Below are 24,677 nucleotides of genomic sequence, written 5' to 3'. Positions count from 1 at the left end.
CCAGTGGGACCGGGTCGTGCACAGCACCACCTCACCGAAGGAGGAACCACCGTGCAGAAGGACATCATCCACAACGACCCGCTCGCGGGCGACGAGGAAAACCGCAAGCCGGGCATCGGCATCACGATCACCATCCCGTTCCGCAACGCCGACGAGGGCGGCGACGACGAAGAGTGACCCACCGCCCGGCCGGCCCGTGGTCCGCCACGGGCCGTCCGGGCTCCCCTCCCGTGTCCCGCGCCCTCACAAGGAGTCGTCCGTGCGCGTCCTACTGGTCAACATGCCCTGGTCGCCCATCGACCTTCCCTCCCTGGCCCTCGGCATCCTCAAACGCAGTGTCGACGAGCGGGTACCCGGCGCCACCTGCGAAGTGCTGCACGCCAACCTGGAGTTCACGGACTGGATCACCAGCCGCACCGAATTCTCCGCGGAGGACTACGAGTACTACGCGCTGTCGTCCTACTTCCTCGGCTGCGGCGACTGGGTCTTCTCCTCGGCGCTGTACGACGACCCCGGATGGAAGGACGCGGAGTTCACCCGCGTCATGGAGGGCAAGCTGCGCAGGTCCCGGATGCGCATGACCCGTCAACTGCACGAACAGGTACCGGAGTTCGTCGCCGAGATCGCCCGCCGTATCGTCGAGTACGAGCCCGACGTGGTCGGCTTCACCTCCACGTTCCAGCAGAACACCGCGGCGCTGGCCGCTGCCCGCCAGGTCAAGAAGCTCGCCCCGCACATCGTCACGGTCATGGGCGGGGCCAACTGCGACGCGGAACAGGGTGCTTCGGTCCACCGCAACTTCCCGTTCGTCGACTACGTCGTGCGGGGCGAGGGCGAAGCGGCCTTCCCTCAGCTGCTGACGGCACTTCAGGACGAGAAGCCCGACCCGGCCACCGTCGCGGGTTTGTGCCACCGGGGCGCCGACGGCATCTCCGTCGCCAACCCGATGCCGAGCGGCCCGCTGCCGCCCGCCGCGATCCTTCCCCCCGACTACAGCGGCTACTTCGAACGTCTCGGGGCGTCCGTGGCACGCAACTGGGTCGAGCCCAAACTCGTCGTCGAGGGAGCCCGCGGCTGCTGGTGGGGCGAGAAGCACCACTGCACCTTCTGCGGACTCAACGGCTCCTTCATGCAGTTCCGCAGCAAGAGCCCGGACGTGTTCTACGAGGAGATCATGGACCTCGCGCGCCGGCACCGCGTCCTGGACATGTACGTCGTCGACAACATCCTCGACATGGGCTATCTCAAGACCGTGCTGCCCCGCATCATCGACAGCGGCCACGACCTGCGCATGCACATCGAGATCAAGGCCAACATGCGCCGCTCGCAGCTCCAGGTCCTCGCCGACGCCGGCCTCATCTATGTCCAGCCGGGCATCGAGAGTCTCAACAGCCGTGTGCTCGACCTGATGGACAAGGGCGTCAGCGGCTGCCAGAACGTCCGGATGCTCCGCGACGCCGCCGAGACGGGACTGTCCGTCTCATGGAACTACCTGCACGGGTTTCCCGGGGAGACCGCGGAGGACTACGAGCCCGTCATACGTCAGCTCCCGGCCCTGGAACACCTCAACCCGCCCGTCGACCTGTCGGCCCGCATCGCCATCGAGCGCTTCAGCCCCTACTTCAAGCAGCCCGAGCTGGGCTTCACCGGCCTGCGCCCCGAGGAGCACTACCGCTTCACCTACGACCTGCCCGAGGCCGAACTGTACGACCTGGCCTACGTATTCGAAGCGCCAGAACGCGGTATCACCGAGGAGACGGTCGACCGGCTCAACGCCGGGATCGCGGCATGGAAGAAGCGCCATGTCGACGCGCGCCTGACCCACACCGATCTCGGCGACCGGATCGTGCTGGTCAGCCGGCGCGAGGCCTTCGACTGGCGGACCCTGTGCCTCACCGACCCGTCGGAGATCGCCGCGTTCCGTCTGCTGGACCAGCCGCACACCTCCACGGCCCTCCTGCGCAAGCTGAACGACGGCCCGACGGGTTACCGGGAGACCACCCAGGAGGACCTCCAGCGCCTGCTGGACTCCTGGGTCGAGCGGGGCCTGGTGTTCACGGACGCCGGTCAGTACGTCCACCTCGCGCCGGCCGCGGTCAACCAGGACCTGCTCCGGCTGGACTACATGGCGCACACGCACCGGCGCCCGCGCTCCGAGCAGCCCGGCACCACCACCCCGGCACGGCAGGACCGCTCGACGCCGACGCCGTCCCCCGCCCTCTCCTGACCGTCGGCGACGCCGCACCGGCGCCGCGGACCGGTACACGACGACCCGACGGAGACCGCACACGATGACAACGCAGACCGCACCGAACCCGGCCGTGAGGGCATGGCGTGACCTCGACGCCGAGGCCCGCCTCCTGCCCGGCATGTCGCTCGGGCGCATCCCGGTCCCGGCGGGGGCCGCCGTCGCCGACCGCCTCTGGGAGATGGGCGTACGGCTCGTCGAACTGGAGGAGCCGGTCGATCTGGCCGCCGAGGGCGCCGCCGAGCACCGGCGGGCCGTCGACCTGCTCTGTCTGGTCCGCGACCTGACCGCCCGGGCCGTCCAGGTCGACTGGGACCTGAGGCTTCCCGCGGAAGGCAGCGCCGAACAGTGGAAGCTGCTCTCCCATCTGCACCCGCCCCGCGGCATCACCGGTCTCACCGAGGGCGACGAGGCGCTCCACGCCTGGCGGACCCGTCACTACCTCTGCAAGCTGGTGTGGCGTCAGGGACCGGGTTTCGTGCAGATCCGCGACCGCCGCTGGGGCGACCTGCGCCGCTTCACCGCCGACGAGCCGCACTACATGGAGGCCATCGCCCTCCTCGACCGCGGCACCTCCCGAACCGCCGTGCCCGCCGACGTACTCGAGGACTTCACCGCCGAACACCTGGTCCTGCACGTGGGGGAACTGGCGTGGTGGCTGCCGTACCGCGTGTCCCGGTGGCTGCAGGAGGCCATGGCGGTCTGAGGGGGGTGGGGCGCCCATCACGACGGAGGGCGGAAGCACAGGTCCGCACGCGCGGACCGGGGCGTCGAGGGGGCCTCGCCCAGGTGGACCGTGGGCTCGGCCGGGTGGTGCTTGCGGTGGTGGCGGGCGGGGCGGCAGGGTGCGGGGTGTGCCTACTCTGCTGATCGTGCATCACACGCCCTCGCCCAACTGCCAGGCCCTGTTCGAAGCCGTGGTCTCCGGCGCCACCGCGCCCGAGATCGAGGGCGTCCGGGTGGTGCGGCGGGCGGCGCTCGGCGCGACCGTTTCGGATGTGCTCGACGCCGACGGCTATCTGCTCGGCACCCCGGCGAACCTCGGCTACATGTCGGGCGCGCTGAAGCACTTCTTCGACCAGGTCTACTACCCGTGCCTGGACACGACGACCGCGCGCCCCTTCGGCTACTACGTGCACGGCGGAAACGACGTGACCGGGGCGGTGCGCGGCATCGAGTCGATCACGACGGGTCTGGGCTGGCGGCGTGCGGCCGAGGGCGTGGCCGTGACCGGCGAGCCGAGCAAGGCCGACATCGAGGCGTGCTGGGAGCTCGGCGCGACCCTCGCCGCCCAATTGACGGACTGATCCTGGTGTGTCGCCGCCGCCGCGTGCGGCGCCGCTACGTCCCGGAGCCCGGGGCGAACGTCCGGGCGAGGTGGGCCGTCAGCTGCGCCGCCGTCGGTGGGGAGAGGCGGGCGCCGATGTACCCGTCCGGGCGGACCAGGAGGGCGGCCGGCTGGTCGCCCAGTGCGTAGAGACGGGCGAAGTCGCCCGCTGTGTCGACGTACGCCGGCGGGCCCGAGGAGTCCGGAGCGGAACCGGCGGGCAGGATCACACAGGTGTCGACGCGTCCCTCGGAGAAGTCGCTCGCCGCGTCGGCGAGTTGCCATCCGCGGTCTCCGTCGCCGTACAGCAGCAGCACATGCCCGCGGTCCCGCAGGAGGTCGTACAGACGCAGGGGATAGGCGGCGATGTGCGCCGAGAGTCCGGCGCAGTCGGGCGCCCGGTCGCCCGGCTGGGGTCCGGGTCCCTCGGCGGCCGGGTCCACGAGCGGGCTGCCGCGGTAGCCGACGAGGAGTTGGGCTTCACGCAGCATCATGGTCCGCGGGTCGACCGGATCGGCCTGAATGCCCTGGGTGGCGTGCCGGACCGTGCGTTCGACCACTTCGACGCCGACCGGCCGCCGCTCGGCGTCGTAACTCGCCGCGAGATCGGGGTGTGTGCCGCCCTCGATGGCGAGGGCGAGCTTCCAGGCCAGGTTCCAGGCGTCCTGGATACCGGTGTTCATGCCCTGGGCGCCGGTCGGCGGGTGGATGTGCGCCGCGTCACCGGCGACGAAGACCCGGCCGTCGCCGTACCGGTCGACGATCCGGTGGCTGATGCGGAACACCGAGGACCAGCGCAGGGCCGAGGCGGTCGTGGGCTGCGGGGACAGCCGGTCCAGCACGGCCTGGATGTCGGAGAGCCCGGGTGTGTGGCCGCCCTCCAGGCCGTGGGCGACACCGTCGGACGACTCGGCCGGTCCGTCCGGCCGCCCCGCCGCGGAGAGTTCGGGCGGGACCATCATCGACATCCGGTACCGCTTCCGGCCGGGCAGCGGGATGCACACCAGCACGTCGTCCACCTCGCCATCGGCGTTCCGGTGCTGGGCGCGGACTCCGTACCCGGGCGGCAGGTCCCAGTCCACCTCCACGTCGCCGAGCATGTACTCCTCGGGGAACGCGCTGCCCTCGAAGGCGAGACCCAACTGCTTGCGCACCAGGCTGTGCGCGCCGTCGCAGCCCACCAGGTACCGCGCCCTGACCTCCTCCTCGGCCCCGGAGGCAGAGCGCAGCGCGACCGTCACGCCGGCGGCGTCCTGACTGAACGAGATGAGTTCGGTGTCCCGTTCGATCCCGGTCCCGAACCGCGCGAGGAACGCGTCGAGGATGCGTTCCGTCTCGTACTGCGGCAACGCGGCGAATCCGTACGGCACTTCGGGCGGAAGGACGAGGTCGATCCGGGGCTGTTCGACGCCGTTGACGTACGCCAGCTGGCCGTACATCGGTACGGCCGCTTCCAGAACCGTGCGAGCCAGCCCCATGCGGTCCCAGAGTTCCAGCGTGCGGGGCTGGATGCCCACCGCCTTCGCGTACGGCAGCCGGGCCGGAAGCCGGTCGACGACACGGCAGCGCACCCCGCGTCTGCGCAGCTCCGCGGCCGCGGTGAGTCCCACCGGGCCGCCGCCCGCGACCACCACATCGGTTCCGAAGGTGTGCGCCACGGGAGCCTCCCTGCGTACGCCCCCTGCGTCGAGTGGATCTCCTTCCATCGTGGCCCCGGGGCGACCGGCCTGGCTACTCGATCACGGGCGCGAGGATCCCCCGCGCCGGTGCGCGCGGCGGGACAGCGGATGCGAACAGGGCAGGTGGAAGCCACGATGGTGCGTGACGGGAGGGGCACCGAGCCTCACCCTGTACCGCCCCCACGGGAGGTGCGCGGTGGCAGGCACCGAACCGGGCAGACGAACGGGCAACATCTTCTACGCCTTCGCGCCGTGGATCATCTTCGACATCGTGGCGAGCCCCAGTACCTGGAAGTACGCGGCGCTGGCGGCCCTGGTGGCGTCGGTCGTGCTGAACATCGGTGACATACGCCGCGGCCGGCTGAAGATCCTGGAAGTGACGGGCATCGTCTTCTTCGCCGTCCTCAGCGTGCTCGCTCTCGCCGTGGACCGGCACGACCTCATCTGGCTGGAGACCTACGCCCAGCCCCTGGCGAACGGTGTGATCGCCGTCGTGGCCCTGGTCTCCCTCGCCTTCGATCCGTTCACGGCGCAGTACGCCCGTGAGACGACACCGCGCGAGTACTGGGACTCGCCCGTGTTCCGGCACATCAACGTCGTCCTCACCGCCGTCTGGAGCGCCGTCTTCGTGGTCATCGCCGTGCTCGGCGTCGTCGCCGTCCACACCGAGGGCTCCTCGGACTGGCTGAACTGGGTCATTCCGGTGGCTCTGCTCGTCATCGCCGTCCGCTTCACCGAGCGCTACCCGGACGAGTACTCCGCACGACACGCCACTGAGCGGGCGGCTGTCTGACCGTCACGAAAGCCCGGGCACACGCGCCGTCGCCCGGCGCGCGGTCGGTTCAGCGCTGTGCGGGCGGCGGCGCTCCGTCGGTGTGGATCCGGTGGTGGCCGTCCAGGGGACGGTGGGGCAGGTGGAGGTGGTGGGAGGCCACGCGTTCGATGACCAGGAAGGCGGCGTCGTCGCCGGGTTGGTCGCCGATGTGACGGACCAGGTCGTCGTGGATCCGGCGCAGCAGGGCGTCGGGGCCGGAGGCGGGAAAGGAGGCGACCCGCTCGGCCAGGGGGTAGAAGGCCCCGGCCGGGGAGCGGGCCTCGATCACGCCGTCGGTGTACAGCAACAGGAAGTCGCCGGCCTCGAAGACGAACGGGTCGGTGCGGTGGCTCACGGCGGGCAGCTCGCACATGCCCAGCGGGGGCACGGGGTGCCGGGCGTGCAGGACGGTGACCTCGTGATCGCGCAGGAGCAGGGGCGGGGGATGGCCGCAGTTGATCATCTCGACCTGCGCACCGTCGTCGGGGATGTCGAGAACGAGCGCCGTGATGAAGTGCTCGCCCGGGTCGTGCCGGGTGTCCGCCACCTCCTCCATGTCCCGGCACACGCTCACCTCCAGGGCCGCCGTCAGTTCCGGCAGGGTGGTGTAGCGGTGGGCGCCCTCGCGGAAGGCGCCGAGCGCCACCGAGGCCTCACCGATGGCGGCCAGCCCCTTGCCCCGGACGTCGCCGATGATGACGCGGGTGGACGGGCCGGCGGCACGGGTGACCGCGAACAGGTCGCCGCCGATCTTGGTGTCGTCCTCGGCGGCGAGGTACAGCCAGGCCACCCGCAGCGGACCGATCCGGCGTGGCGGGGGCCGCAGCAGTACCCGTTGTGCGGTCTCGGCGACCGAGCGCGCCCGCACCAGCTCCCGCGCACGCCGCTCCCGTACATGGCACACGAACACGACGAGCGCGGAGAGCACCACCAGGGCGATGAGCTGCGCGATGTGGTTGGTGGTGCCGAGTCCGCCGTGCAGCACGGCGATGACCACCTGGGCGGCCACGGCCAGCGCCCCGACCAGGGCTGTCAGGGCGGGGCCCGCGAGTGAGGCGGTGAGGGTCGGCGCGATGACCAGCAACGGGCCCAGGTGGACGTCGGTGGGGGAGCGGATGTCCACCACGGCGATCACGACGATCAACGCAAGTGGGATCGCCACCAGTCGGCGGCCCGACGGTTGCTCCACGAGACGGTCCACTGACATGCGCCGGTTACCCACATGCCCCATTTTGTACCTATTCCCGCGACTGCGGGCTTCGACGCAGCCTCTACGGTCGGCGAGTCCGTGCCGCGGCCCTCGGCCGCCCTCGACCCCCGGCCCGAGGAGGCGATCCCGCCGCCTCGGGCCGGCTGCGTCAGTGCGCGATGCCGGTTCCTCGACGGGTGGACGTCAGTTCCACAGCGGGTAGGTGACCGTGTGGGCGTATCCGGCCGGCCTGGCGTCGGTGTAGACCAGCGTCATCTGTGAGTAGTGCTGCACGTTCGGCTTCTTCTTCCACGGCTCCGGGTGGTCCAGCGTGACGATGACCGGGTACGAGTGGAACTTGCCCGCCGCGCAGTACGGCTTGCAGTCGTTCACCATGTTGACGCCCTCGGCCACCGCCGACTTCTGGTTCCAGTGCGACCAGTGGAGCGAGACGAGCCGGCTGTTGCCGTCGCCGCAGGCCAGGATGAAGTTCGCGGGCCGCACGTCCGGGTGCCAGAAGCAGTCGACGAGCACGGGCGGCGCCTGCCGCGGCTTCGCGGTCTCTGCGGCGGGCGGGGCGGCGGAGGCGGTTCCCATGACGGCGGCGAGCGACGCGGCCGCGCAGAGGGTGATCGCTGTTCTCACTGAAATTCTGCGCATATCTGCTCCGTGCGGGACGCTCTGCGATTCGGTCACCAGCGTGTGTCGCTGCCCTGGCGCTTCTGACGCTACGGGCCCGACGTGAGATGCACCACTCATATGGATTAACGACATCATTTCGTGAGAAGTGCACCAGAACCGAGCCGCACTGATCCACCGGGTCACCGGGCCACCGGTCCGGACCGCGCCGCCGAGCCGTCGGCAGCCCACGTGCACCACCGCACTAGAATTCGTCCGTGATGAATAAATCCGGGCCACAGCGCGGGCGCAGGCCGGGAAGCCCGGACACTCGCGCCGCGATCCTGGATGTCGCGCGGCGCCGCTTCCTCGAGGACGGCTATCACGCGGTGACCCTGCGGTCCGTCGCTGGAGAGGCCGAGGTCGATCTCGCCCTGATCAGTTACTACTTCGGCTCCAAGAAGGGGCTGTTCGGAGCCGCTCTGGCGCTGGGCGCGAATCCGGCCGAAGTCCTCGCGCGGGTCGTCGAGGAGGGCGACCTCAGCACCTTTCCCGAGCGGGTCGTCCGTCAGGTCCTCGCCGTCTGGGACGATCCCGTGACGGGTCCGCCCCTGCTGGCGATGCTGAAGAGCGCGATCGACGACGACGCTTTCGGCGAGCTGGTCAAGGAGGCGGTCGAGCGCGAGATCGTGGACCGGATCGCGGGCCTCGTGCCGGGCCGGAACGCCCGGCAACGGGCGGCCGCGTTCGCCACCGTGATCGCCGGATTGATCGCCACCCGCTATCTGCTGCGCCTTGAGCCCATCACATCTATGACACCCGACGAGGTGGCCCGCTTCGTGAGCCCGCAGGTGCGACAGGCACTACGCGGCCCGGCGCGCGACGCCCGGCCGGCGCGGCGACCGGCGTCGCGTTCCTGACCTGCCGACCGGGTTCCGTCGCCGGTGTCGCGGTCCCCGACACGCCGAAACCGGCGCCTCGCACGGTGCGAGACGCCGGTCCGGAGCCCTCAGAGGTACGACGGCTGCTTCTCCGTAGCGACGGGACGCGGCCCCTCGTGGTCGTCGGCGGCCTGCTCCGGCCGCGGAGCCGAACGCAGCAGCAGGGCGACGGCGAGCGCGGCGAGCAGGGCGGCCGCACCGGCGCCCAGGAGCGCGAGGTGCATGCCGTCGATGAAGGCGGTCGTCGCCCGGCCGGAGACCGGGCCGCCGATCGCGTGGGCGGCGGCCAGGGAGGAGCGCGCCGCGTCGGCAACGTGGTCCGGCAGCCCGGGCAGGCTCAGGTGATCGCGGTAGGCGGCGCTGAGCAGGCTGCCGAGGACGGCGATACCCAGGGCGCCGCCCAGCTCACGCGCCAGGTCGTTCATGGCCGAGCCGACGTTCTGCAGGGAGCGCGGCAGAGCGTCCGTGATGGATGTCGTGGCCGGAGTCATGGCCAGACCCATTCCCGCGCCCAGCGGCACGAGACCGGTGGCGATGAGCCAGTACGGGCTGGACGCGTCGAGCCGTGAGAGCACTCCCATGCCCGCCGCGACGCCGACCAGTCCGGCCACCCAGGGTCCCCGGAAGCCGAACCGGGCCACCAGGACAGGGGCTGCGCGGGAGACCGGCACCATGGTCACGGCCATCGGCAGCATCGCGGTGGCGGCCATCAACGCGCTGTCGCCACGCACCAGTTGGAGGTACTGCATCATCACGAAGATGAACCCGAAGAACACGAAGAACTGAAGCATGATCGACAGGGAGCCCGCGGCGAAGTGGGGGTTGCGGAACAGCCGGGGGTCCAGCAGCGGGTTCTCGCGGCGCAGCTCGAAGAGCACGAATCCGGTCAGCACCGCCAGGCCCAGCCCGATCCCCGCGAGCGTGACCGGGTCGGCCCATCCGCGGGTCGGCGCCTCGATGACCGAGTAGACGAGGGCCACCAGACCTGCGACGGCAAGGAGAGCGCCCCCGACGTCGAGCCGGGGCTGCTTCGGTTCCGCGGACTCGGGCACGAAGAACAGCGTCCCGACCAGGGCGATCAGGGCCAGGGCGACGTTCAGCAGGAACACCGATCGCCATGACCAGCCCTCCAGCAGCGCTCCGGTCGCGAACAGGCCCACCAGGGCGCTGGCTCCGGCGACGGCGGCCCAGACGCTGACCGCCCGCGCCCGCTGAGCCCGTGGGAACGTACTGGTGATCGTCGACAGGGTGGCCGGCATGACCAACGCCGCGCCCACTCCGAGGACGCCTCGCAGGGCGATGAGTGTGGAGGGTTCGGTCGTCAGCGCGGCGGCGGCCGACCCGGCTCCGAAGAGTGTCAGTCCCGCGAGGAGTGCCCGCCTGCGACCGAAGCGGTCGCCCAGGGCGCCGGCGGGCAGCAGCAGCGACGCGAAGACGAGGCTGTAGGAGTCGATGATCCAGGACAACTGCGTCTGCGTGGCGTGCGTCTCGCGAGCGAGATCGGGCAACGCCACGTTGAGCGAGGCCATGGCGGCGACCACGGTGCCGAGGGCGAGGCAGGTGACCACCAGGATCAGGTTCTGTCGTGCGGCCGGCGCGGAGCCGGCGGCAGGGGCGCGCGTGGAGGGCATGGTGCTCTGTCCTTCGTCCGAGCGGTCCGGGGGGATCCCGGTGCCTGGTCCCAGAGTCGGCAGTCCGGTGCGCGATTTCCACGTTGATGAATTAGGGAAGCGGTCCGGCGACCGGTGACGAGAGGCCGCGTCCGGTCGCCGCCGCTCGGCGTCGAACTGGGGAAAAGTGCTGGTCAAGGGGCCGTGGCCCGCGCCACGGCGGCCCGCCGTGGACGGGCACGCCCGCCTCTCCGTCCCCGGATCCGCGCCCGAGGCCGGCCGCTGTTGAATTTCACGTCCAGGTCGTACCAGGTCGTACAAGGGCGTACGGCGGACCGGGCGAGGCTCTCCGTCGGCGCCCGGCCGGGTGGTATCCGAAGCCCCTGGCCGCGTGGGCGCGAGGGGGCCGTCATTTCTGTCGTGGCCCTTGGGTGTCGCGCGCCACGAGCGGACCGTCAGGAACCTTCGGGGAAGGCGACCTTGCGCGTCAGGAAGGCCAACCGGGCCCGCTTCTCGGGCAGTTGCACCTCGGGCAGGTCGATCCTGGGCAGTACGACCTCCGGGCCGGCGACGAAGCCCTGTCTGAGCAGCCGGCTGATCGCCTTCTCGTTGCGGACGTCGGGGTCCGTCACGACTCTGCTCCGGCCGAGTGTGCCCAGCACGTACGAGGCGATGACCGCTGCCAGGGCGGCTGTCCAGCCGGCCTGTCGCCCCTCGGGGCCGGCGGGTGCGAGCAGCAGGTGGACTCCGATGTCCCCGGGGCGGACCTCGTAGCACGCGCTGATGCGGTCGGCCTGCGGCTCGTAGGTCTGCAACAGCGCGATCGGAACATCGTCCTTCCGTACCAGGAAGGCGTGGTGGGTGCCGAGCGTGTTCATGTGCGCGTAGATCTCGGCGATCCCCTCCTGGGTCAGGCCGTTCATGCCCCAGAAGCCGGCGCGCTCCTGGCTCGCCCAGGCGTGCACGGTCTCCGCGTCGACCGCCGCGTCGAGCGGCAGGATGCGGTAGCTGCCGACGCCCTTGATGTGCTCTTCATGGACGAACGGGCGGGCAGGGGCGCACATTTCAGACATGGATCTCCTCCGGGTGGCGGGTGGCCTTATGACCGGGACGATCATATTAGGTTAGGCTTACCTAAGAATTCCAGGAGATCGTTTCGGAGGGGAGAAGGTTCGATGGGGCAGAGACGTGGATGGGAGGGTGCGGTCCTCAAACTGATGCGCGCGAGGGACTTCGTCCTCACCGTGACGGACGTGGAGGATGTCACCCCGCTGTACCGGCGGCTCAGGGTCGACGACGGAGGCCTGCTCGCCGCGACCGGCGTCCATCCGACGATGTGGGTACGGCTCTGGTTCGCCAACGCCGGCCGGCCTCATCAGCGGGCGTACACGCTGGTCGCCCCGGACCCGGAGGCGGGCACCTTCGCGCTGGAGTTCGCGCTGCACGAAGGATGCGCGAGCGACTGGGCGCGGGCGGCGAAGCCCGGCGACACGATCGAGGCGACCGTGCAGGGCACCGACTTCGAGGAACCCGTGCCCGCGCCGTCCCACGTGTACGCGATCGTCGACCCGGCGTCGCTGCCGGCGCTCAACTCCCTGCTCGGCGCGCTGGGTTCCGTGCCCGCGATCATCTGGTTCGAGGGAGACCCGGAGGAGCTGCCGTGCGACGCCGATCCGGCCGTGCACGAACTGCGGCCCGTCCCACGCCGAGACGCGGGCGGGCATCTCGTCGAACGCGTGCGGGCGGAGCTGCCCGAGCTTCTGCGCGACGACCCCGACCCCTATGTGTGGATCACCGTCGACACCACGACCACACGGACCTTGGCGTCCTTCGTCCGCAAAGAGCTGAACGTGCCCCGGCACCGTGTGCACGCCCTCGGGTACTGGCGAGCGGTCCGGACTCCCGCGCCGGTCGGCGGTCCGAGGTAGGGCGCCTGGAGACGCCGCGCTCGGCGAGTCGGTCCGGCGGTCACACCCGCCGACCCGACTCGCCGACGGAGCTCCTAGCGGTCGGCGGAGCGCGCCAGGAGATCCGTGACGTGCCGGCGGACCGCATCCCACGTCGCGGCCGGAAGCCGGCCGAAGGAACCGTCTCGCAGCGCCCGGAGGTCCTGTTCGGCGTCGGTGTGGCACACGGTGCTGTCGCTGAACACCTCTTCGTCCTCGCGGACGGCGACGCGCAGGAGGCGCTGTCCGTCGTCCGCGGAGTGCACGGCGGCGGCGATCACGAGCGGCGGCGGCCCACCGGCCTCGCCGGCTGCCTTGTGGTAGCTGCTGGAGATCGGTTCGCGCCAGCGCAGGCTCAGCAGCAGGTGGCGCTTGGCCAGCACCTCGGCCAGGTCGGTCTCGTTCACGCCCTCCGGTTCCAGGATCACCGCGCGGGCGTCCAGGGCGAGCGCCGGGGGCAGCAGGCAACGCAGCGTGCTGCCGACGATGTTGCCCCCGACCGTGGCCGTCCGGCGCACGGCTCCCGTCCCCACGGTGGCGGCCGCCCGGCGCATCACCTCAGGCACGCGGTCGTCTATGCGGTTCAGCACCACGGCGGCGCCGAGGGTCTCGCGCCCGATCGTGTTGGCTTCCGGCAGGTCGCGCAGCGACATGGCGTGGTCGGGGAAACCGTCGCGTTGCCAGGCGGCCCACACCAGCGTGGCGCCACCGATCGGCACGGCCCCCTCGGTCATGCACTCCTGTGCTTCGGACACGGACGTGGGAAGACGCAACAGCACGGCAGCCGACCTGCTTTCCTGGTACTTGGCGGCGGGGGTACGCGGTGTCTTGGCCAAATGGCCGTCGACAGGCGCATTTTCGCCGTACAGGCGCAGGCGCGTACAGGGCGCATTCCTTCGATCGGTGCGCCCCGCACGTGGATCCGTCCTCGATGGGGCCTTCCGCCGGGGCCTCGCACCAGTCGTCCTGCTCGTCGCGCGGCAGCCGCGCGGTCTTCCCGGCGCCGCCGCCCGCCTGGTCGCGCCGCTGCTCGCCGCGTCACGACATCTCGTCCACGGCGCCCGTCAACTGGCCTTGTGGTGACTGGAGTAGGCCGCCCAGCGTCCATGGTGCCGGACCACGGTGATGCGGCGCCCGAAGCAGCTGGTCATCCAGGAATCGGTCAGGGTGGCGTCGACGGCACCGCGGGCGAGGATGCGCCCCTCGCGCAGGAGCAGGGTGTGGCTGACGGCCGGGGACAGCTCCTCCAGGTGGTGGGTGACCGTCACGGTGGCCAGCTCGGGGCGGCGCTCGGCCAGCTGTTGCATGGCTTCGACGAGATCCTCGCGGGAGGGCAGGTCGAGGGCGTTGAACGGCTCGTCGAGCAGCAGCAGGGCCGGCTCGGCCATGAGCGCCCTGGCGATCAGGATGCGGGCCCGCTGCCCGCCCGAGCAGACGCCGTACGGCCGGTCGGCCAGCTCCTTGATGTCCAGCTCGGCCAGCAGCTCGTGGCCCCGCCGGCGCACCTCGGTGTCGTACTTCCGCCACACCGGCTGCACGGTGCCGGTGTGACCCGTCAGGACGACGGTGTGGGCGTCGATGTCCTGCGGAACGCGCTGGGCCGTGCTCACATGGCCGATCCGGGCGCGCAGTTCGCGCACGTCGACCCGGCCGAGCCGGAAACCGAGCACCTCGACGCTCCCGGTCGTGGGATGCATCAGCGCGCCGAGCAGCCGCAACAGGGTTGTCTTTCCGGCGCCGTTGGCTCCCAGCAGGGCCCAGTGCTCACCGGCACGCACCGTCCAGTCGATCTCCGAGAGGATCACCTGACCGCTCGTGTGACGGTGGACGCTCACATCACGGAGCGCGACCACCGCGTCCCTGGCACCGTCGGTTCCCTCGTTCGGAACTTCGGCCATGTCCGGGCTACCCCTCGATCGGTTTGCGTACCGGCACATTAGATGCGGTGGGCATCTTGTTGTCCGGGTGTCCGCGTCGTGGACGGCGAGGTACGGGCTCGAGTTCCCAGGGGGCGCAGAGAGCGGGTCGCCGCGACCTCGGCCGCGGTGCGCGACGGTCAGGCCGCGGTGGGGGCGGTCGGGCGGCGGTGCGCGACGGTCAGTGCAGGATGTTGACGGCGCGGGCCACCACCAGCACCACGGTCACCAGCGACACCGTGGACTGGAGCATCATCAGCATCTTGGCCCAGCGCGACAGCGGCATCACGTCCGTCGGGCTGAACGCGGTGGAATTGGTGAACGAGAGATACAGGTAGTCCAGGAAAGCCGGTTCCCAGTCCGGCGGCGCGGTCTCCGGGCTCTGCATCTGCACGAAGAGGAAGTCGGCGTACTGGTGTCGGCCCATCATCCGGTCGGCCGGTCCGCCTCGGTCCCACTCCCAGTACCACAGGGCGAACACGATGACGTTCGTCAGCCAGATGCCGCCGCCGGTCAGCAGCAACGGCCCGGCGTCCAGGCCTTCGGTGCCGTTCACGAGGCCTGCCACCAGCCGGGCCGCCGCCCAGCCGTTGGCCAGGCTGATCAGGCCGATCAGGGCCAGACCCAGCCAACGCAAACGCCTGTTCCGGGGCTCGACCCGCCGGGGGTTCGCGGCGATCAGGCCTCCGAGCAGAACCAACTCCAGGACCGGCAGCACCCAGGACGGCCGGAAGGCCAGCCGGTGCGGCAGCATCAGCTGGAGCGTGACCGCCACCAGGATCGCGGCGGTCACCGCCCAGCGCGGCTCGCCGTGCGTCACCCGCCGCCAGGCGGGCGCCACTTCGCGCCCGCCGGACTCCAGGAGCCGCTCGATCCTGACGAGCCGGCTCCGGGTTTCGTGCGCACCGTCGTTCATGGAGGAGATTGTCGCGCGTCACATGTTGATCATGTGGCCGGCCAGCCCGTGGATGGCCTCCTTGACCGCCTCGCCGAGCGTCGGGTGTCCGTGCACATTGCGTGCCACCTCGTGGACCGTCAGATCCCACTGCTGGGCGAGCGTCAACTCCGGGAGCAGCTCGGTCACTTCGGGGCCGATCAAGTGGGCGCCGAGGAGTTCGCCGTACCGCGCGTCGCTGAGGATCTTGACGAAACCGGCGGTCTCGCCCAGGCCGTGGGCCTTGCCGTTCGCCGTGAACGGGAACTTCGCCACCTGGACGTCGAAGCCCTTCTCGCGGGCCTGCGCCTCGGTCCAGCCGAAGCTGGCGATCTGCGGCTGGCAGTAGGTCGCCCGGGGGATCATGACGTAGTCGAGTTCCATCGTCTCCGCGTCGGCGATCGTCTCGGCCGCCACGATGCCCATCGACTCGGCCGCGTGGGCGAGCATCAGCTTCGCCGTCACGTCACCGATGGCGTAGATGTGCGGCACGCTCGTACGGCAGCGGGCGTCGATGTCGATCGCCCCGCGGTCGGTGAGCTTCACGCCGGTGTTCTCCAGGCCGTAGCCCTGCACGCGCGGCTGGAACCCGATCGCCTGCAACACCTTGCCGGCCTCCAGCGTCTGGCGCTGGCCGCCCGTGGTCACCATGACCTTGACCGCGTCCCCGGAGTCGTCGATCGCCTCGACGCGGGTGGACGTCAGCACATTGATGCCGAGGCGTTTGTAGCGGCGGGCCAGCTCCGCGGAGACCTCTTCGTCCTCCAACGGCACGATCCGGTCCAGGAATTCGACGAGGGTGACGTCGACTCCGTAGTTGTGGAGCACGTAGGCGAACTCGACACCGATGGCACCGGCGCCCGCGATGACGATGCTGTCCGGAAGGGTGTCCGACAGGATCTGTTCCTCGTACGTCACCACGCGCTCGCTCAGTGAGGTCCCGGGGAGCAGCTTGGTGGTGGCGCCGGCGGCGATGATGCAGTGGTCGAACGTCACCGTTTCCGCGCCGCCGTCGGACAGGGCGACCTGGAGGGTGTGGTCGTCGCTGAAGGTGCCGCGGCCTGTGTACTGGGTGATCTTGTTCTTCTTCATCAGGTAGTGGACGCCCTTGACCCGTCCGTCCGCCACCTTGCGACTGCGGGTGAAGGCCGCGTCGTAGTCGAAGGTCACCTCACCGTCCACGCGGATGCCGAAGGTCTTGGCCTCCTGGGTGAAGATGTGCGCGAGCTCCGCGTTGCGCAGCAGCGCCTTCGACGGGATGCACCCGACGTTCAGGCACACACCGCCCCAGTACTTCTCCTCGACGATCGCCGTGCTGAATCCGAGTTGGGCGGCTCTGATCGCCGCGACATATCCACCCGGGCCGGCGCCCAGGACCACCACGTCAAAGTGTGCGCTCATGGCGGCCAGCCTAGAACGCCGCGGCGCCGGGCGGCCGGACCGCCCTTCCCGCCGGTACGGCGGACCCCGGCCCGGAGAGGCCGAGCGCACCGGACCGTTCGCGCGAAGGCGCCCGGGCCGGCCCCCCTGGGGACCGGCCCGGACGCCCGCAGCCGGATGTCGGACTCAGACGAGGTCGAACCGGTCGAGGTTCATGACCTTGTCCCAGGCGGCGACGAAGTCCTGCACGAACTTCGCCTGCGCGTCATCGCTCGCGTAGACCTCCGCGAGCGCGCGCAGCTCGGAGTTCGAGCCGAAGACGAGGTCGGCACGCGTGCCGGTCCACTTGACCTCGCCGGTGGCGTCGTCGCGGCCCTCGAAGGTGGTCGCGTCCTCGGACGTCGCCTTCCACGTCGTGCCCAGGTCGAGCAGGTTGACGAAGAAGTCGTTCGTCAGCCTGCCGGGGGTCCCGGTGAGGACACCGTGCGAGGAACCCTGGTGGTTCGCGCCCAGGGCACGCAGACCGCCGACGAGGACCGTCAGCTCCGGCGCGCTCAGGGTCAGCAGGTTCGCCCGGTCGAGCAGCAGGTACTCGGCCGGCAGCCGGTTGCCCTTGCCCAGGTAGTTGCGGAAGCCGTCCGCCCTCGGCTCCAGCGCGGCGAAGGACTCCGCGTCGGTCTGTTCGTCCGTCGCGTCGACGCGGCCCGGGGTGAAGGGCACCTGGACGTCGTGACCGGCGTCCTTGGCGGCCTTCTCGACGGCGGCGACGCCGCCGAGGACGATCAGGTCGGCCAGCGAGACGTTCTTGGCTCCGGCGTTGAACTCGCGCTGGATGCCCTCCAGCGTGCGCAGCACCGCCGCGAGCTGGTCGGGGTCGTTGGCCTCCCAGCCGCGCTGCGGCTCCAGACGGATGCGGGCGCCGTTGGCGCCGCCGCGCTTGTCGCTGCCGCGGAACGTCGAGGCCGACGCCCACGCGGTGAAGGCCAGCTGCGAGACGGTCAGGTCCGAGTCCAGGATCTTCGCCTTGAGGGCGGTGATGTCCTCGGCCCCGATGACCTCGCCCTCCGCCTGCGGCAGCGGGTCCTGCCAGACCAGGGTCTCCTCCGGGACCTCCGGGCCGAGGTAGAGGGACTTCGGGCCCATGTCGCGGTGGGTCAGCTTGTACCAGGCGCGGGCGAAGGCGTCCGCGAACTCTGCGGGGTTTTCGTGGAAGCGGCGGGAGATCGGCTCGTAGATCGGGTCGAAGCGCAGCGACAGGTCCGTCGTGAGCATCGAGGGAGCGATCTTCTTCGAGGCGTCGTGGGCGTGCGGGACGGTGCCCTCGCCCGCGCCGTCCTTCGGCTTCCACTGGTTGGCGCCCGCGGGGCTCTGGGTCAGCTCCCACTCGTAACCGAAGAGGTTGTCGAAGAAGCCGTTGCTCCACTGGGTGGGCGTGGTGGTCCAGGTGACCTCCAGGCCGGACGTGATGGCGTCCGCGCCCTTGCCCGTGCCGTACGTGCTCTTCCAGCCCAGGCCCTGCGCCTCGATCGGGGCGGCCTCGGGGTCGTCGCCGACGCTCTCCGCCGGGCCCGCGCCGTGGGTCTTGCCGAAGGTGTGACCGCCCGCGATCAGGGCGACCGTCTCCTCGTCGTTCATCGCCATCCGGCGGAAGGTCTCACGGATGTCGCGGGCCGCGGCGATCGGGTCCGGGTTGCCGTTCGGGCCCTCCGGGTTGACGTAGATGAGACCCATCTGCACGGCGCCGAGCGGGTTCTCCAGCTCACGGTCGCCGGTGTAGCGCTGGTCGTCGAGCCAGGTGGTCTCGGGACCCCAGTAGACGTCCTCCTCGGACTCCCAGACGTCCGCACGGCCACCGGCGAAGCCGAAGGTGTCGAAGCCCATCTGCTCCAGGGCGACGTTGCCGGTGAGGATCATGAGGTCGGCCCAGGAAAGGCTCTGGCCGTACTTCTTCTTGACGGGCCACAGCAGACGGCGGGCCTTGTCGAGGTTGCCGTTGTCCGGCCAGCTGTTGAGGGGGGCGAAGCGCTGCTGCCCGGCACCGGCGCCGCCGCGGCCGTCGCTGATGCGGTAGGTGCCCGCACTGTGCCACGCCATGCGGATCATGAAGGGGCCGTAGTTGCCGAAGTCGGCCGGCCACCAGTCCTGCGAGGTCGTGAGCACCTCGGCGATGTCCTGCTTCACGGCCGGGAGGTCGAGGGACTTGAAGGCCTCGGCGTAGTCGAAGTCCTCACCGAGCGGGTTGGCCACGGCGGGATTCTTGGCAAGGATCTTCAGGTTGAGCCGCTCCGGCCACCACTGGCGGTTTCCGCCGCCCTGGGTCGGGTGCGGGGCGCGCCCGTGCGCTACCGGGCAGCCACCTCCGGCCTCCGTTTTCGAGTCTGTGACGATCGCATCATGGTTCTCAGACATGGGAATCCTTCCGGACGGGGCGGATCTCGGTGCTCAGAGACTGCGGGTGGTGGAACTGCCGGGGCGGGGGCCCCGGTGGCCGGCCCCCGGACCGTCGACGGAGTCGACGGGGAGGCCGTGGTGATCGGACGGGAACAGGCAGGGGGCGTCTCCGGCCGCACACCCGGGGGCGAGGACGCGGTACACCGCTCGCACCGGACCGGCTGGACCGGTCCGATGCGGGGTACGAGTCTCGCCACGGTGAGCGGACGGAGGGCCGTATGCGACGTGAAGGGAGATGCGGCGCCGGGCCGGCGTACCCCGGATGCGCTCGCCTCGTCGCCGAGGTGGCCCCGGGTCCCGGGAGGGCCCCGAGCAGCGTGTCACGGGCGGCCGTCACGCGCAGGCCGACGCCGCGCAGTTCCGCGGCGGTGGTCCCGACATGTCTTCGTCTCCTGCCCGTACTGGAGTCTTCCTGTCCCTTGGCTAGTGCCAAAACCGATCCTACGATGGACAGAGTCCAAGTCAAGAAGGACGCCAAACCCATATCCGATCGGACCCGGATGCGCACCGATAAACTGCGGGCTCCCACCGAACCTGAAAAGGTGAACCCATATGAGTGACCTGCTGGAGCGACTGCGAGGACGTGGCTGGCGGATGACCTCCCAGCGGCGTGTCGTTGCGGAGGTCCTCGACGGCGATCATGTGCATCTCACAGCCGACGAGGTGCACGCCCGTGCGGCCGAGCGGCTGCCCGAGATCTCCCGGGCGACCGTCTACAACGCGCTGGGGGAGCTGGTCTCCCTCGGTGAGGTCATCGAGGTCTCCACCGACGGCCGCGCCAAGCGCTACGACCCCAATGCCCACCACCCTCATCAGCATCTGGTGTGCTCCCGCTGCGGCACCGTCCGTGACGTCCACCCCACCGGCAACCCGCTGGCCGACCTTCCGGCGACGGAGCGATTCGGTTTCACGGTGGCCGCCGTCGAGGTCACCTACCGGGGCCTGTGCCCTTCGTGCGCCTAGGACGGTCCGGTCCCGCCCGGCGGCCCACAGGCCCGCGGGCCCGCAGGACTCGTCCGTGATCAGCCGGGTGGCGCGCGGCCCTGTGGAGGCTCGCGCGGTGGTGCCTAAGCTTCCGCAGTGAACGACACGACAGAGGGCATACGCATCAGGCCCGGAGGCCCGGCCGACGCAGCGACGATTCTCGGCATGCTCGACGCCGCCGTGGTCTGGATGAACGGCCGCGGCAACACCGAGCAGTGGGGCACGACCCCGTATTCGCTGACGGCGGGCGGGGTGGAGCGGGTCCATCGGTACACGACCGAGAACGCCCCCTACCTCGCGGAGTCGGACGGAACGCCCGTCGGAGCCCTGGTGCTGGACTCGGGGCCGAGCCCGCACATGCCGGTCAAGCCCGCCGGAGAACCCGAGCGGTACGTCCGGCTGCTGGTGTCGGACCGACGGCACGCCGGTCGGGGCATCGGGGCGGCGCTGCTGGAGCATGCCGCCGAGGAGACCCGGCGCGCGGGCGTCGCCCTGCTGCGGGTCGACTGCTGGGCGGGCGGCGGGGGCGAACTGGTCGCGTACTACGAGCGCAACGGGTTCACTCCCACCGACCGATTCCTCTCCGGGACCTGGCCGGGACAGGTACTGGCCCGAAGGGTCGGCCCACCGCCCGGATAGGGCCCTCGGCGACACGGACACCCGGTGGGCACCCGGTGGGCGGGGGAACGGATTCCCGCGCCCAGGACTGGCGCCGCGCCGGCCTCGGCCCGCCTGGTGACGCGGCACGCCGTGCCCGGTCGGGAGAGTGCGACCGGGGCCGTCGGCGTGGTGCGGGGAGGGCCAGCGCCTCTCGGCGGAGGCGCGGGCCTCAGCCGGACGCCCCACCGTCGGGTCTTCGTACGAGACGGAGTCCGGGGCCGTGCCTCAGGTGAGGTAGTCGGCGACCAGCGTGGCGAACTCCTCCGGTGCGGCGAGTCTGATCCCGAGGGTCTCCGCCTTGGCGCGCTTGGATCCCGCGCCCTCTCCGGCGACGACCAGGGTGGTCTTCTTCGACACGCTGGAGGAGGAACGCCCCCCGGCGCGTTCGATGAGTTCGTTCATCTGGTTGCGGCTGAGCTGTTCCAGTGCCCCGGTCATCGCGCCGGTGACGACCACCGTCATCCCGGACAGCGGTCCGCCGGCCGTCTCGTCGCCCTCCGCCTCGGGGTCGGCCTCACCGGCCGGGGCGGGCGGAGTGGCGCCGGGCTCCGTCATGTTGACCCCGGCGGAGGCGAGTTTGTCGATGAGCGGGGCGAGTTCGGCCAGCTCGGCGACGATCGAGGGGGCCTTCTCCGTGCCGATGCCATCGACCTGCTGCATCGTTTCGGCATCCGCCGCGCGCACATGCTCCATGGTGGCGAAGTACCGGGCGATGCGCCGGGACATGGAACGGCCGGTGCCGCGGACACCGAGCGCGCACAGCACGCGCGACAGCGGCTGGCCCTTGGCCGCCCCGATCGCCGCGAGGAGGTTGTCGGTGCTGGTGGCACCCATGCGCTCCAGGCCGAGGAGCTGCTCGCGGGTCAGGGTGAAGAGGTCGGCGAGATCGGCGACCAGACCGGCCTCGACGAGCTGCACGACCCGCGTATGACCGAGGCCCTCGATGTCGAGCTGGTCGCGGCCCGCGGCGTACGAGAGCGCGGCGACCAGGTGGCAGTTGCGGCCCTGCTCGCAGCGCCAGCGCTGCTCGCTGGTGTCGATGGCGGATCCGCAGTTCGGGCACGCCTCGGGGAAGACGATGGCCCGCTCCTCGCCGGTGCGCAGATGGGCGACGGGTGCCTCGATACGGGGGATGACGTCGCCGGCGCGGTGGACCATCACATGGTCGCCCAGCCGCAGATCGCGACGCGTGATGTCCGCCGGGTTGTGCAGTGTGGCGTACGTGATGGTCGAGCCGTCGATCTCGACGGGCTCCAGCACGGCGCGCGGGGCGATGATGCCCGTACGGCCCACGTTCCACTCGACCTCCAGCAGCCGGGTGATCTTTTCGACGGCCGGGAGCTTGTAGGCGATCGCCCAGCGCGGCGCGCGTGAACCGGACCCGGCGGCCCGCTGGTCGGCCGCCAGGTCGGCCTTGATGACGATTCCGTCGATCCCGAACGGCAGCTCGGCGCGCAGCGCCGCGATCTCCTGGACACGCTCCAGGACCTGCTCGGCGCTCGCCGCGGTGATGCCGGGAACGGCGGTGGTGGCGGTGGTGTTCACGCCCAGCTCGGCGGCCCGCGCCATGAGATCGCTGTGCGCGAGCTCGCCCAACAGGGCGGCCGACTCGGCATCGGTACCGGGCACCGCCAGGAGGCCGTAGCCGAAGAAGGTCATCGGAACGGTGTAGGCACGGTCCTTCGCGCGCAGGGTGCCCGCCGCGGCGTTGCGCGGGTTCGCGAAGGGCTGCCCGCCGTGAGCGGTGCGCACCTCGTTGGCGTGCTCGAACTGGGCCGTCGTCATGAGGACTTCGCCGCGCGCCTCCAGGGTGACCGGCTCGGCGAGCTCGTCGGGAAGGCCCTCGATGGTTCCGATCGCGTGCGAGACGTCCTCACCGGCCGTCCCGTCCCCACGGGTGACCAGCTGCGTGAGCCGCCCCTGGCTGTACCGAGCGGCGATGGCCAGGCCGTCGAGCTTCGGCTCGACGCTGAACCGCTCCACCTCGTGGCCGATCCGCCGGGCCACCGACGCGGTCCAGGCGGTGAACTCCCCGGGCGAGAAGACATTGTCCAGGCTCAGCATCGCCACCGTGTGCGGGACGTCCCCCTCGACGGCGCCGCCCGCGACCTTCCCGGTCGGCGAGTCCGGCAGCACCTGATCGGGATGCTCGGCCTCCCATGCGGCGATGCCGCGCACCAGCCGGTCGTAGGCGTCGTCGTCCAGCACGGATGTGCCGCCCTCGTAATAGGCGGCCGATGCCTTCAAAGCGTCCTCGACCGCCTGCGCGTAGGCGACGGCATCCACGATCACTGCAACTGGTGTTGTCATACCCGCCATCCTGCCTGCCACCACTGACAATGCCCTCCCGCCACGTTGCGGGACACGCTCCGCCCCGCAACGGCCACATCCGGCACATGTGGGACCTGGCGCTGTGCCGCCGGCCGTCGGGCGTGCCCGGGCGGCGCGGCCCGGCAGGACCCGGCCGTGATCTCCCTCGTACCGCGCCGCCCAGGAGGCGAGCGGGCCGTCGCGGCAGCGGCGGCGGTCGGAGGAAGGTCCGCCCGGACCGTACGGCCATGGGCCGCTGGACCGCCCGGTTCGACGCCCCCCGCAGCGGATGCGTGCCTCTCCCGGGCTTCGGCAGCGCGGGGCCCGCCCGGCGTCACTCGCCGACTTCAAGGAGTGGCCCATGCTCGCCGCTCTCGGTCCCGGTCCGGCCGAGGAGGAGATCTACCGCCTCCTCGTGGCTCGTGGACGGGCCACCGTCCATGAACCGGCCGCCGACGGCGGCCGCCCCGAGTCCGAGGTGCGTGAGGTCCTCACCGCTCTGTCCGGGCGCGGCATCGTTGTCACCGACGCGATCGACGGCGCGGCCCCCCTGTTCGTCGCGGCTCCCCCACGGTGGCGCTCGGCGGGGAACTACGGTGGCGTCGCGACGAGTTGAGCGCTGCGGAGCACGCGGTGCTCGCCCTCGCGGAACAGCACCGCACCGGCGCCGAGGGCGGGGCGGGGCGGTGGAGGTGATCAGCGACATCGACGCGGTGCGGCACCGGTTCAGACAGCTCCAGGAGTCCGCCCGGCACGAGGTGCGGTTGATGATGGTGCCCGAACTCTCCGTCGTCCCGCGCAGTGCCAACGCCGCGGAGCGGGCCGGAGTCCGCCGTGGCGTGCTCTACCGGGCGATCCTGCACCGGGAGGCGCTGACCGAGCCCGGAATGGTGGTCCAGGCCCTCGCGGACCTGGCGGCCTCGTCGAGGAACGCCCGGACGCCATAGACGAGTTCGACGCCCGGAGGCTCGCCCTCGTCCTCGCGGGACTCACCGACCAGGCGGCCGGTGCCCGCCTCGGCGTCTCCCGTCGCACCGTGCAGAGGCGCATCGGCGAACTCATGGCGCGGGCCGGCGCGGAGAGCCGCATCCAGCTCGGCCGGCACGCCGCGCGAAAGGGCCGGGCCTGACGGGCCGCCATGTGATCGCCGGGCGCGGGCTGCGGGGCTGGTGCCGGGGCAGGTGGGCGTCAACGGCCCCGTACCGCGGGTGAGGGGCGCGCGGACCGGGTCACGACGAGGTCCGGTTCGCGCGGACCGGGAGGCAGGCCGGTGCCGATGTCGGCCTGACGCAGTTCGGCCAGCAACTCGGTCTGGCCGGACAGCAGTTCAGTGAGGATGCGGCGGGCGGCGCGCAGCAGTTCGGCGACATCGCCGCCGGCCAGCGCGTAGCTGACGGTGGAGCCCTCCCGGATGGACACCACGATGCCCGAGCGGCGGAGTACGGCCAGTTGCTGCGAAAGATTGGAGGGTTCGATCTCGATCTCGCTCAACAGGTCGCGCACCGAGACGGGTCCGCTCTGCAGCAGTTCCAGGACCCGGATGCGGACGGGGTGTCCGAGCATGCGGAAGAACTCGGCCTTGGCCTGGTAGAGGGGAACCTGCCTGGTCAATCGTTCGCTCCCTGCCGCCTGGGACGGGCTGTTGCTCCAGCTGGTGCGGGTGGCTGTCT

General features: G+C 71.0%; 24 protein-coding genes. 12 read left to right on the top strand and 12 right to left on the bottom strand.

Going from position 1 to position 24,677, the window contains the following annotated elements:
- Nucleotides 1–51: 51 nt before the first annotated feature.
- From OG788_RS04345 to OG788_RS04330, 4 genes are all read left to right on the top strand, one after another.
- Nucleotides 52–177 carry a hypothetical protein gene (locus tag OG788_RS04345; RefSeq protein ID WP_257785090.1) on the top strand — a complete coding sequence of 42 codons (126 nt, stop codon included), beginning with the start codon at nucleotides 52–54 and terminating at the stop codon, nucleotides 175–177.
- An 82-nt stretch (nucleotides 178–259) separates the two neighbouring features.
- Nucleotides 260–2,227, top strand: coding sequence for a RiPP maturation radical SAM C-methyltransferase (locus OG788_RS04340; RefSeq protein WP_406369175.1), 1,968 nt, complete (start codon nucleotides 260–262; stop codon nucleotides 2,225–2,227).
- A gap of 64 nt (nucleotides 2,228–2,291) precedes the next feature.
- Nucleotides 2,292–2,954: a DUF5825 family protein gene (locus OG788_RS04335; protein WP_351544062.1), complete on the top strand. Its 663-nt coding sequence runs from the start codon at nucleotides 2,292–2,294 to the stop codon at nucleotides 2,952–2,954.
- A gap of 148 nt (nucleotides 2,955–3,102) precedes the next feature.
- On the top strand, nucleotides 3,103–3,555 hold the full coding sequence (locus OG788_RS04330) for a flavodoxin family protein (RefSeq protein WP_406369174.1): 453 nt from the start codon (nucleotides 3,103–3,105) through the stop codon (nucleotides 3,553–3,555).
- A 34-nt stretch (nucleotides 3,556–3,589) separates the two neighbouring features.
- On the opposite strand, the gene OG788_RS04325 is transcribed toward OG788_RS04330, so the two are convergent.
- Nucleotides 3,590–5,233 carry an FAD-dependent monooxygenase gene (locus OG788_RS04325; RefSeq protein ID WP_406369173.1) on the bottom strand — a complete coding sequence of 548 codons (1,644 nt, stop codon included), beginning with the start codon at nucleotides 5,231–5,233 and terminating at the stop codon, nucleotides 3,590–3,592.
- A gap of 217 nt (nucleotides 5,234–5,450) precedes the next feature.
- Here OG788_RS04325 and OG788_RS04320 point away from each other — a divergent pair, with 217 nt between their 5' ends.
- The gene (locus tag OG788_RS04320; RefSeq protein ID WP_406369172.1) at nucleotides 5,451–6,047 is read left to right on the top strand and encodes a hypothetical protein; all 597 of its coding nucleotides are present in this window, start codon (nucleotides 5,451–5,453) and stop codon (nucleotides 6,045–6,047) included.
- Nucleotides 6,048–6,096: 49 nt separating this feature from the next.
- Here the strand turns inward: OG788_RS04320 and OG788_RS04315 are convergent, their stop codons facing one another.
- Together OG788_RS04315 and OG788_RS04310 are read right to left on the bottom strand one after the other, a co-directional pair.
- Nucleotides 6,097–7,275 (bottom strand): PP2C family protein-serine/threonine phosphatase, encoded by a 1,179-nt coding sequence (locus tag OG788_RS04315; protein ID WP_406369171.1) that lies wholly within the window; start codon nucleotides 7,273–7,275, stop codon nucleotides 6,097–6,099.
- A 186-nt stretch (nucleotides 7,276–7,461) separates the two neighbouring features.
- Nucleotides 7,462–7,917, bottom strand: coding sequence for a hypothetical protein (locus tag OG788_RS04310; RefSeq protein ID WP_406369170.1), 456 nt, complete (start codon nucleotides 7,915–7,917; stop codon nucleotides 7,462–7,464).
- Between the two features lie 239 nt (nucleotides 7,918–8,156).
- Here OG788_RS04310 and OG788_RS04305 point away from each other — a divergent pair, with 239 nt between their 5' ends.
- Nucleotides 8,157–8,795, top strand: coding sequence for a TetR family transcriptional regulator (locus OG788_RS04305; protein WP_406376664.1), 639 nt, complete (start codon nucleotides 8,157–8,159; stop codon nucleotides 8,793–8,795).
- An 89-nt stretch (nucleotides 8,796–8,884) separates the two neighbouring features.
- On the opposite strand, the gene OG788_RS04300 is transcribed toward OG788_RS04305, so the two are convergent.
- Nucleotides 8,885–10,447, bottom strand: a complete 1,563-nt coding sequence (locus OG788_RS04300) for an MFS transporter (RefSeq protein WP_406369169.1) — start codon at nucleotides 10,445–10,447, stop codon at nucleotides 8,885–8,887.
- A gap of 434 nt (nucleotides 10,448–10,881) precedes the next feature.
- Nucleotides 10,882–11,499 (bottom strand): GNAT family N-acetyltransferase, encoded by a 618-nt coding sequence (locus OG788_RS04295; protein ID WP_406369168.1) that lies wholly within the window; start codon nucleotides 11,497–11,499, stop codon nucleotides 10,882–10,884.
- A 102-nt stretch (nucleotides 11,500–11,601) separates the two neighbouring features.
- On the opposite strand from OG788_RS04295, the gene OG788_RS04290 reads away from it, so the two are divergent.
- Complete coding sequence (locus tag OG788_RS04290) at nucleotides 11,602–12,354, top strand: siderophore-interacting protein (protein ID WP_406369167.1); 753 nt, start codon at nucleotides 11,602–11,604, stop codon at nucleotides 12,352–12,354.
- A gap of 74 nt (nucleotides 12,355–12,428) precedes the next feature.
- On the opposite strand, the gene OG788_RS04285 is transcribed toward OG788_RS04290, so the two are convergent.
- A complete protein-coding gene (locus OG788_RS04285) occupies nucleotides 12,429–13,151 on the bottom strand; it encodes an FAD binding domain-containing protein (RefSeq protein ID WP_406369166.1) in 723 nt (240 codons plus the stop codon).
- 124 nt (nucleotides 13,152–13,275) lie between these two features.
- Between OG788_RS04285 and OG788_RS04280 the strand changes: the two genes are divergently transcribed.
- Nucleotides 13,276–13,455 carry a hypothetical protein gene (locus tag OG788_RS04280; RefSeq protein WP_406369165.1) on the top strand — a complete coding sequence of 60 codons (180 nt, stop codon included), beginning with the start codon at nucleotides 13,276–13,278 and terminating at the stop codon, nucleotides 13,453–13,455.
- Here the strand turns inward: OG788_RS04280 and OG788_RS04275 are convergent.
- The 4 genes from OG788_RS04275 to katG form a co-directional block, all read right to left on the bottom strand.
- The gene (locus tag OG788_RS04275) at nucleotides 13,437–14,270 is read right to left on the bottom strand and encodes an ABC transporter ATP-binding protein (RefSeq protein WP_406369164.1); all 834 of its coding nucleotides are present in this window, start codon (nucleotides 14,268–14,270) and stop codon (nucleotides 13,437–13,439) included. The genes OG788_RS04280 and OG788_RS04275 overlap by 19 nt on opposite strands.
- Before the next feature lie 199 nt (nucleotides 14,271–14,469).
- Nucleotides 14,470–15,204 (bottom strand): hypothetical protein, encoded by a 735-nt coding sequence (locus tag OG788_RS04270; RefSeq protein WP_406369163.1) that lies wholly within the window; start codon nucleotides 15,202–15,204, stop codon nucleotides 14,470–14,472.
- 18 nt (nucleotides 15,205–15,222) lie between these two features.
- Nucleotides 15,223–16,623 carry a dihydrolipoyl dehydrogenase gene (lpdA, locus tag OG788_RS04265; protein ID WP_406369162.1) on the bottom strand — a complete coding sequence of 467 codons (1,401 nt, stop codon included), beginning with the start codon at nucleotides 16,621–16,623 and terminating at the stop codon, nucleotides 15,223–15,225.
- A 165-nt stretch (nucleotides 16,624–16,788) separates the two neighbouring features.
- Nucleotides 16,789–19,011: a catalase/peroxidase HPI gene (katG, locus tag OG788_RS04260; protein ID WP_406369161.1), complete on the bottom strand. Its 2,223-nt coding sequence runs from the start codon at nucleotides 19,009–19,011 to the stop codon at nucleotides 16,789–16,791.
- A 594-nt stretch (nucleotides 19,012–19,605) separates the two neighbouring features.
- On the opposite strand from katG, the gene OG788_RS04255 reads away from it, so the two are divergent.
- Nucleotides 19,606–20,016: a Fur family transcriptional regulator gene (locus OG788_RS04255; RefSeq protein WP_266754880.1), complete on the top strand. Its 411-nt coding sequence runs from the start codon at nucleotides 19,606–19,608 to the stop codon at nucleotides 20,014–20,016.
- 117 nt (nucleotides 20,017–20,133) lie between these two features.
- Nucleotides 20,134–20,676 (top strand): GNAT family N-acetyltransferase, encoded by a 543-nt coding sequence (locus tag OG788_RS04250; protein ID WP_406369160.1) that lies wholly within the window; start codon nucleotides 20,134–20,136, stop codon nucleotides 20,674–20,676.
- 246 nt (nucleotides 20,677–20,922) lie between these two features.
- Here OG788_RS04250 and ligA read toward each other — a convergent pair whose 3' ends face one another.
- On the bottom strand, nucleotides 20,923–23,007 hold the full coding sequence (gene ligA / locus OG788_RS04245) for an NAD-dependent DNA ligase LigA (protein ID WP_406369159.1): 2,085 nt from the start codon (nucleotides 23,005–23,007) through the stop codon (nucleotides 20,923–20,925).
- 361 nt (nucleotides 23,008–23,368) lie between these two features.
- Here ligA and OG788_RS04240 point away from each other — a divergent pair, with 361 nt between their 5' ends.
- Together OG788_RS04240 and OG788_RS04235 are read left to right on the top strand one after the other, a co-directional pair.
- Entirely contained in the window at nucleotides 23,369–23,623 is a 255-nt protein-coding gene (locus OG788_RS04240; RefSeq protein WP_406369158.1) for a helix-turn-helix domain-containing protein, read from the top strand.
- Between the two features lie 76 nt (nucleotides 23,624–23,699).
- Entirely contained in the window at nucleotides 23,700–23,954 is a 255-nt protein-coding gene (locus tag OG788_RS04235; RefSeq protein ID WP_406369157.1) for a hypothetical protein, read from the top strand.
- A 241-nt stretch (nucleotides 23,955–24,195) separates the two neighbouring features.
- Here the strand turns inward: OG788_RS04235 and OG788_RS04230 are convergent, their stop codons facing one another.
- A complete protein-coding gene (locus OG788_RS04230) occupies nucleotides 24,196–24,570 on the bottom strand; it encodes an ArsR/SmtB family transcription factor (RefSeq protein WP_406376663.1) in 375 nt (124 codons plus the stop codon).
- Nucleotides 24,571–24,677: the final 107 nt, after the last annotated feature.

It is taken from the genome of Streptomyces sp. NBC_00647, from assembly GCF_045207245.1.
Lineage (GTDB): Bacteria > Actinomycetota > Actinomycetes > Streptomycetales > Streptomycetaceae > Streptomyces.
This window is presented reverse-complemented; position numbering and strand designations above follow the sequence as displayed.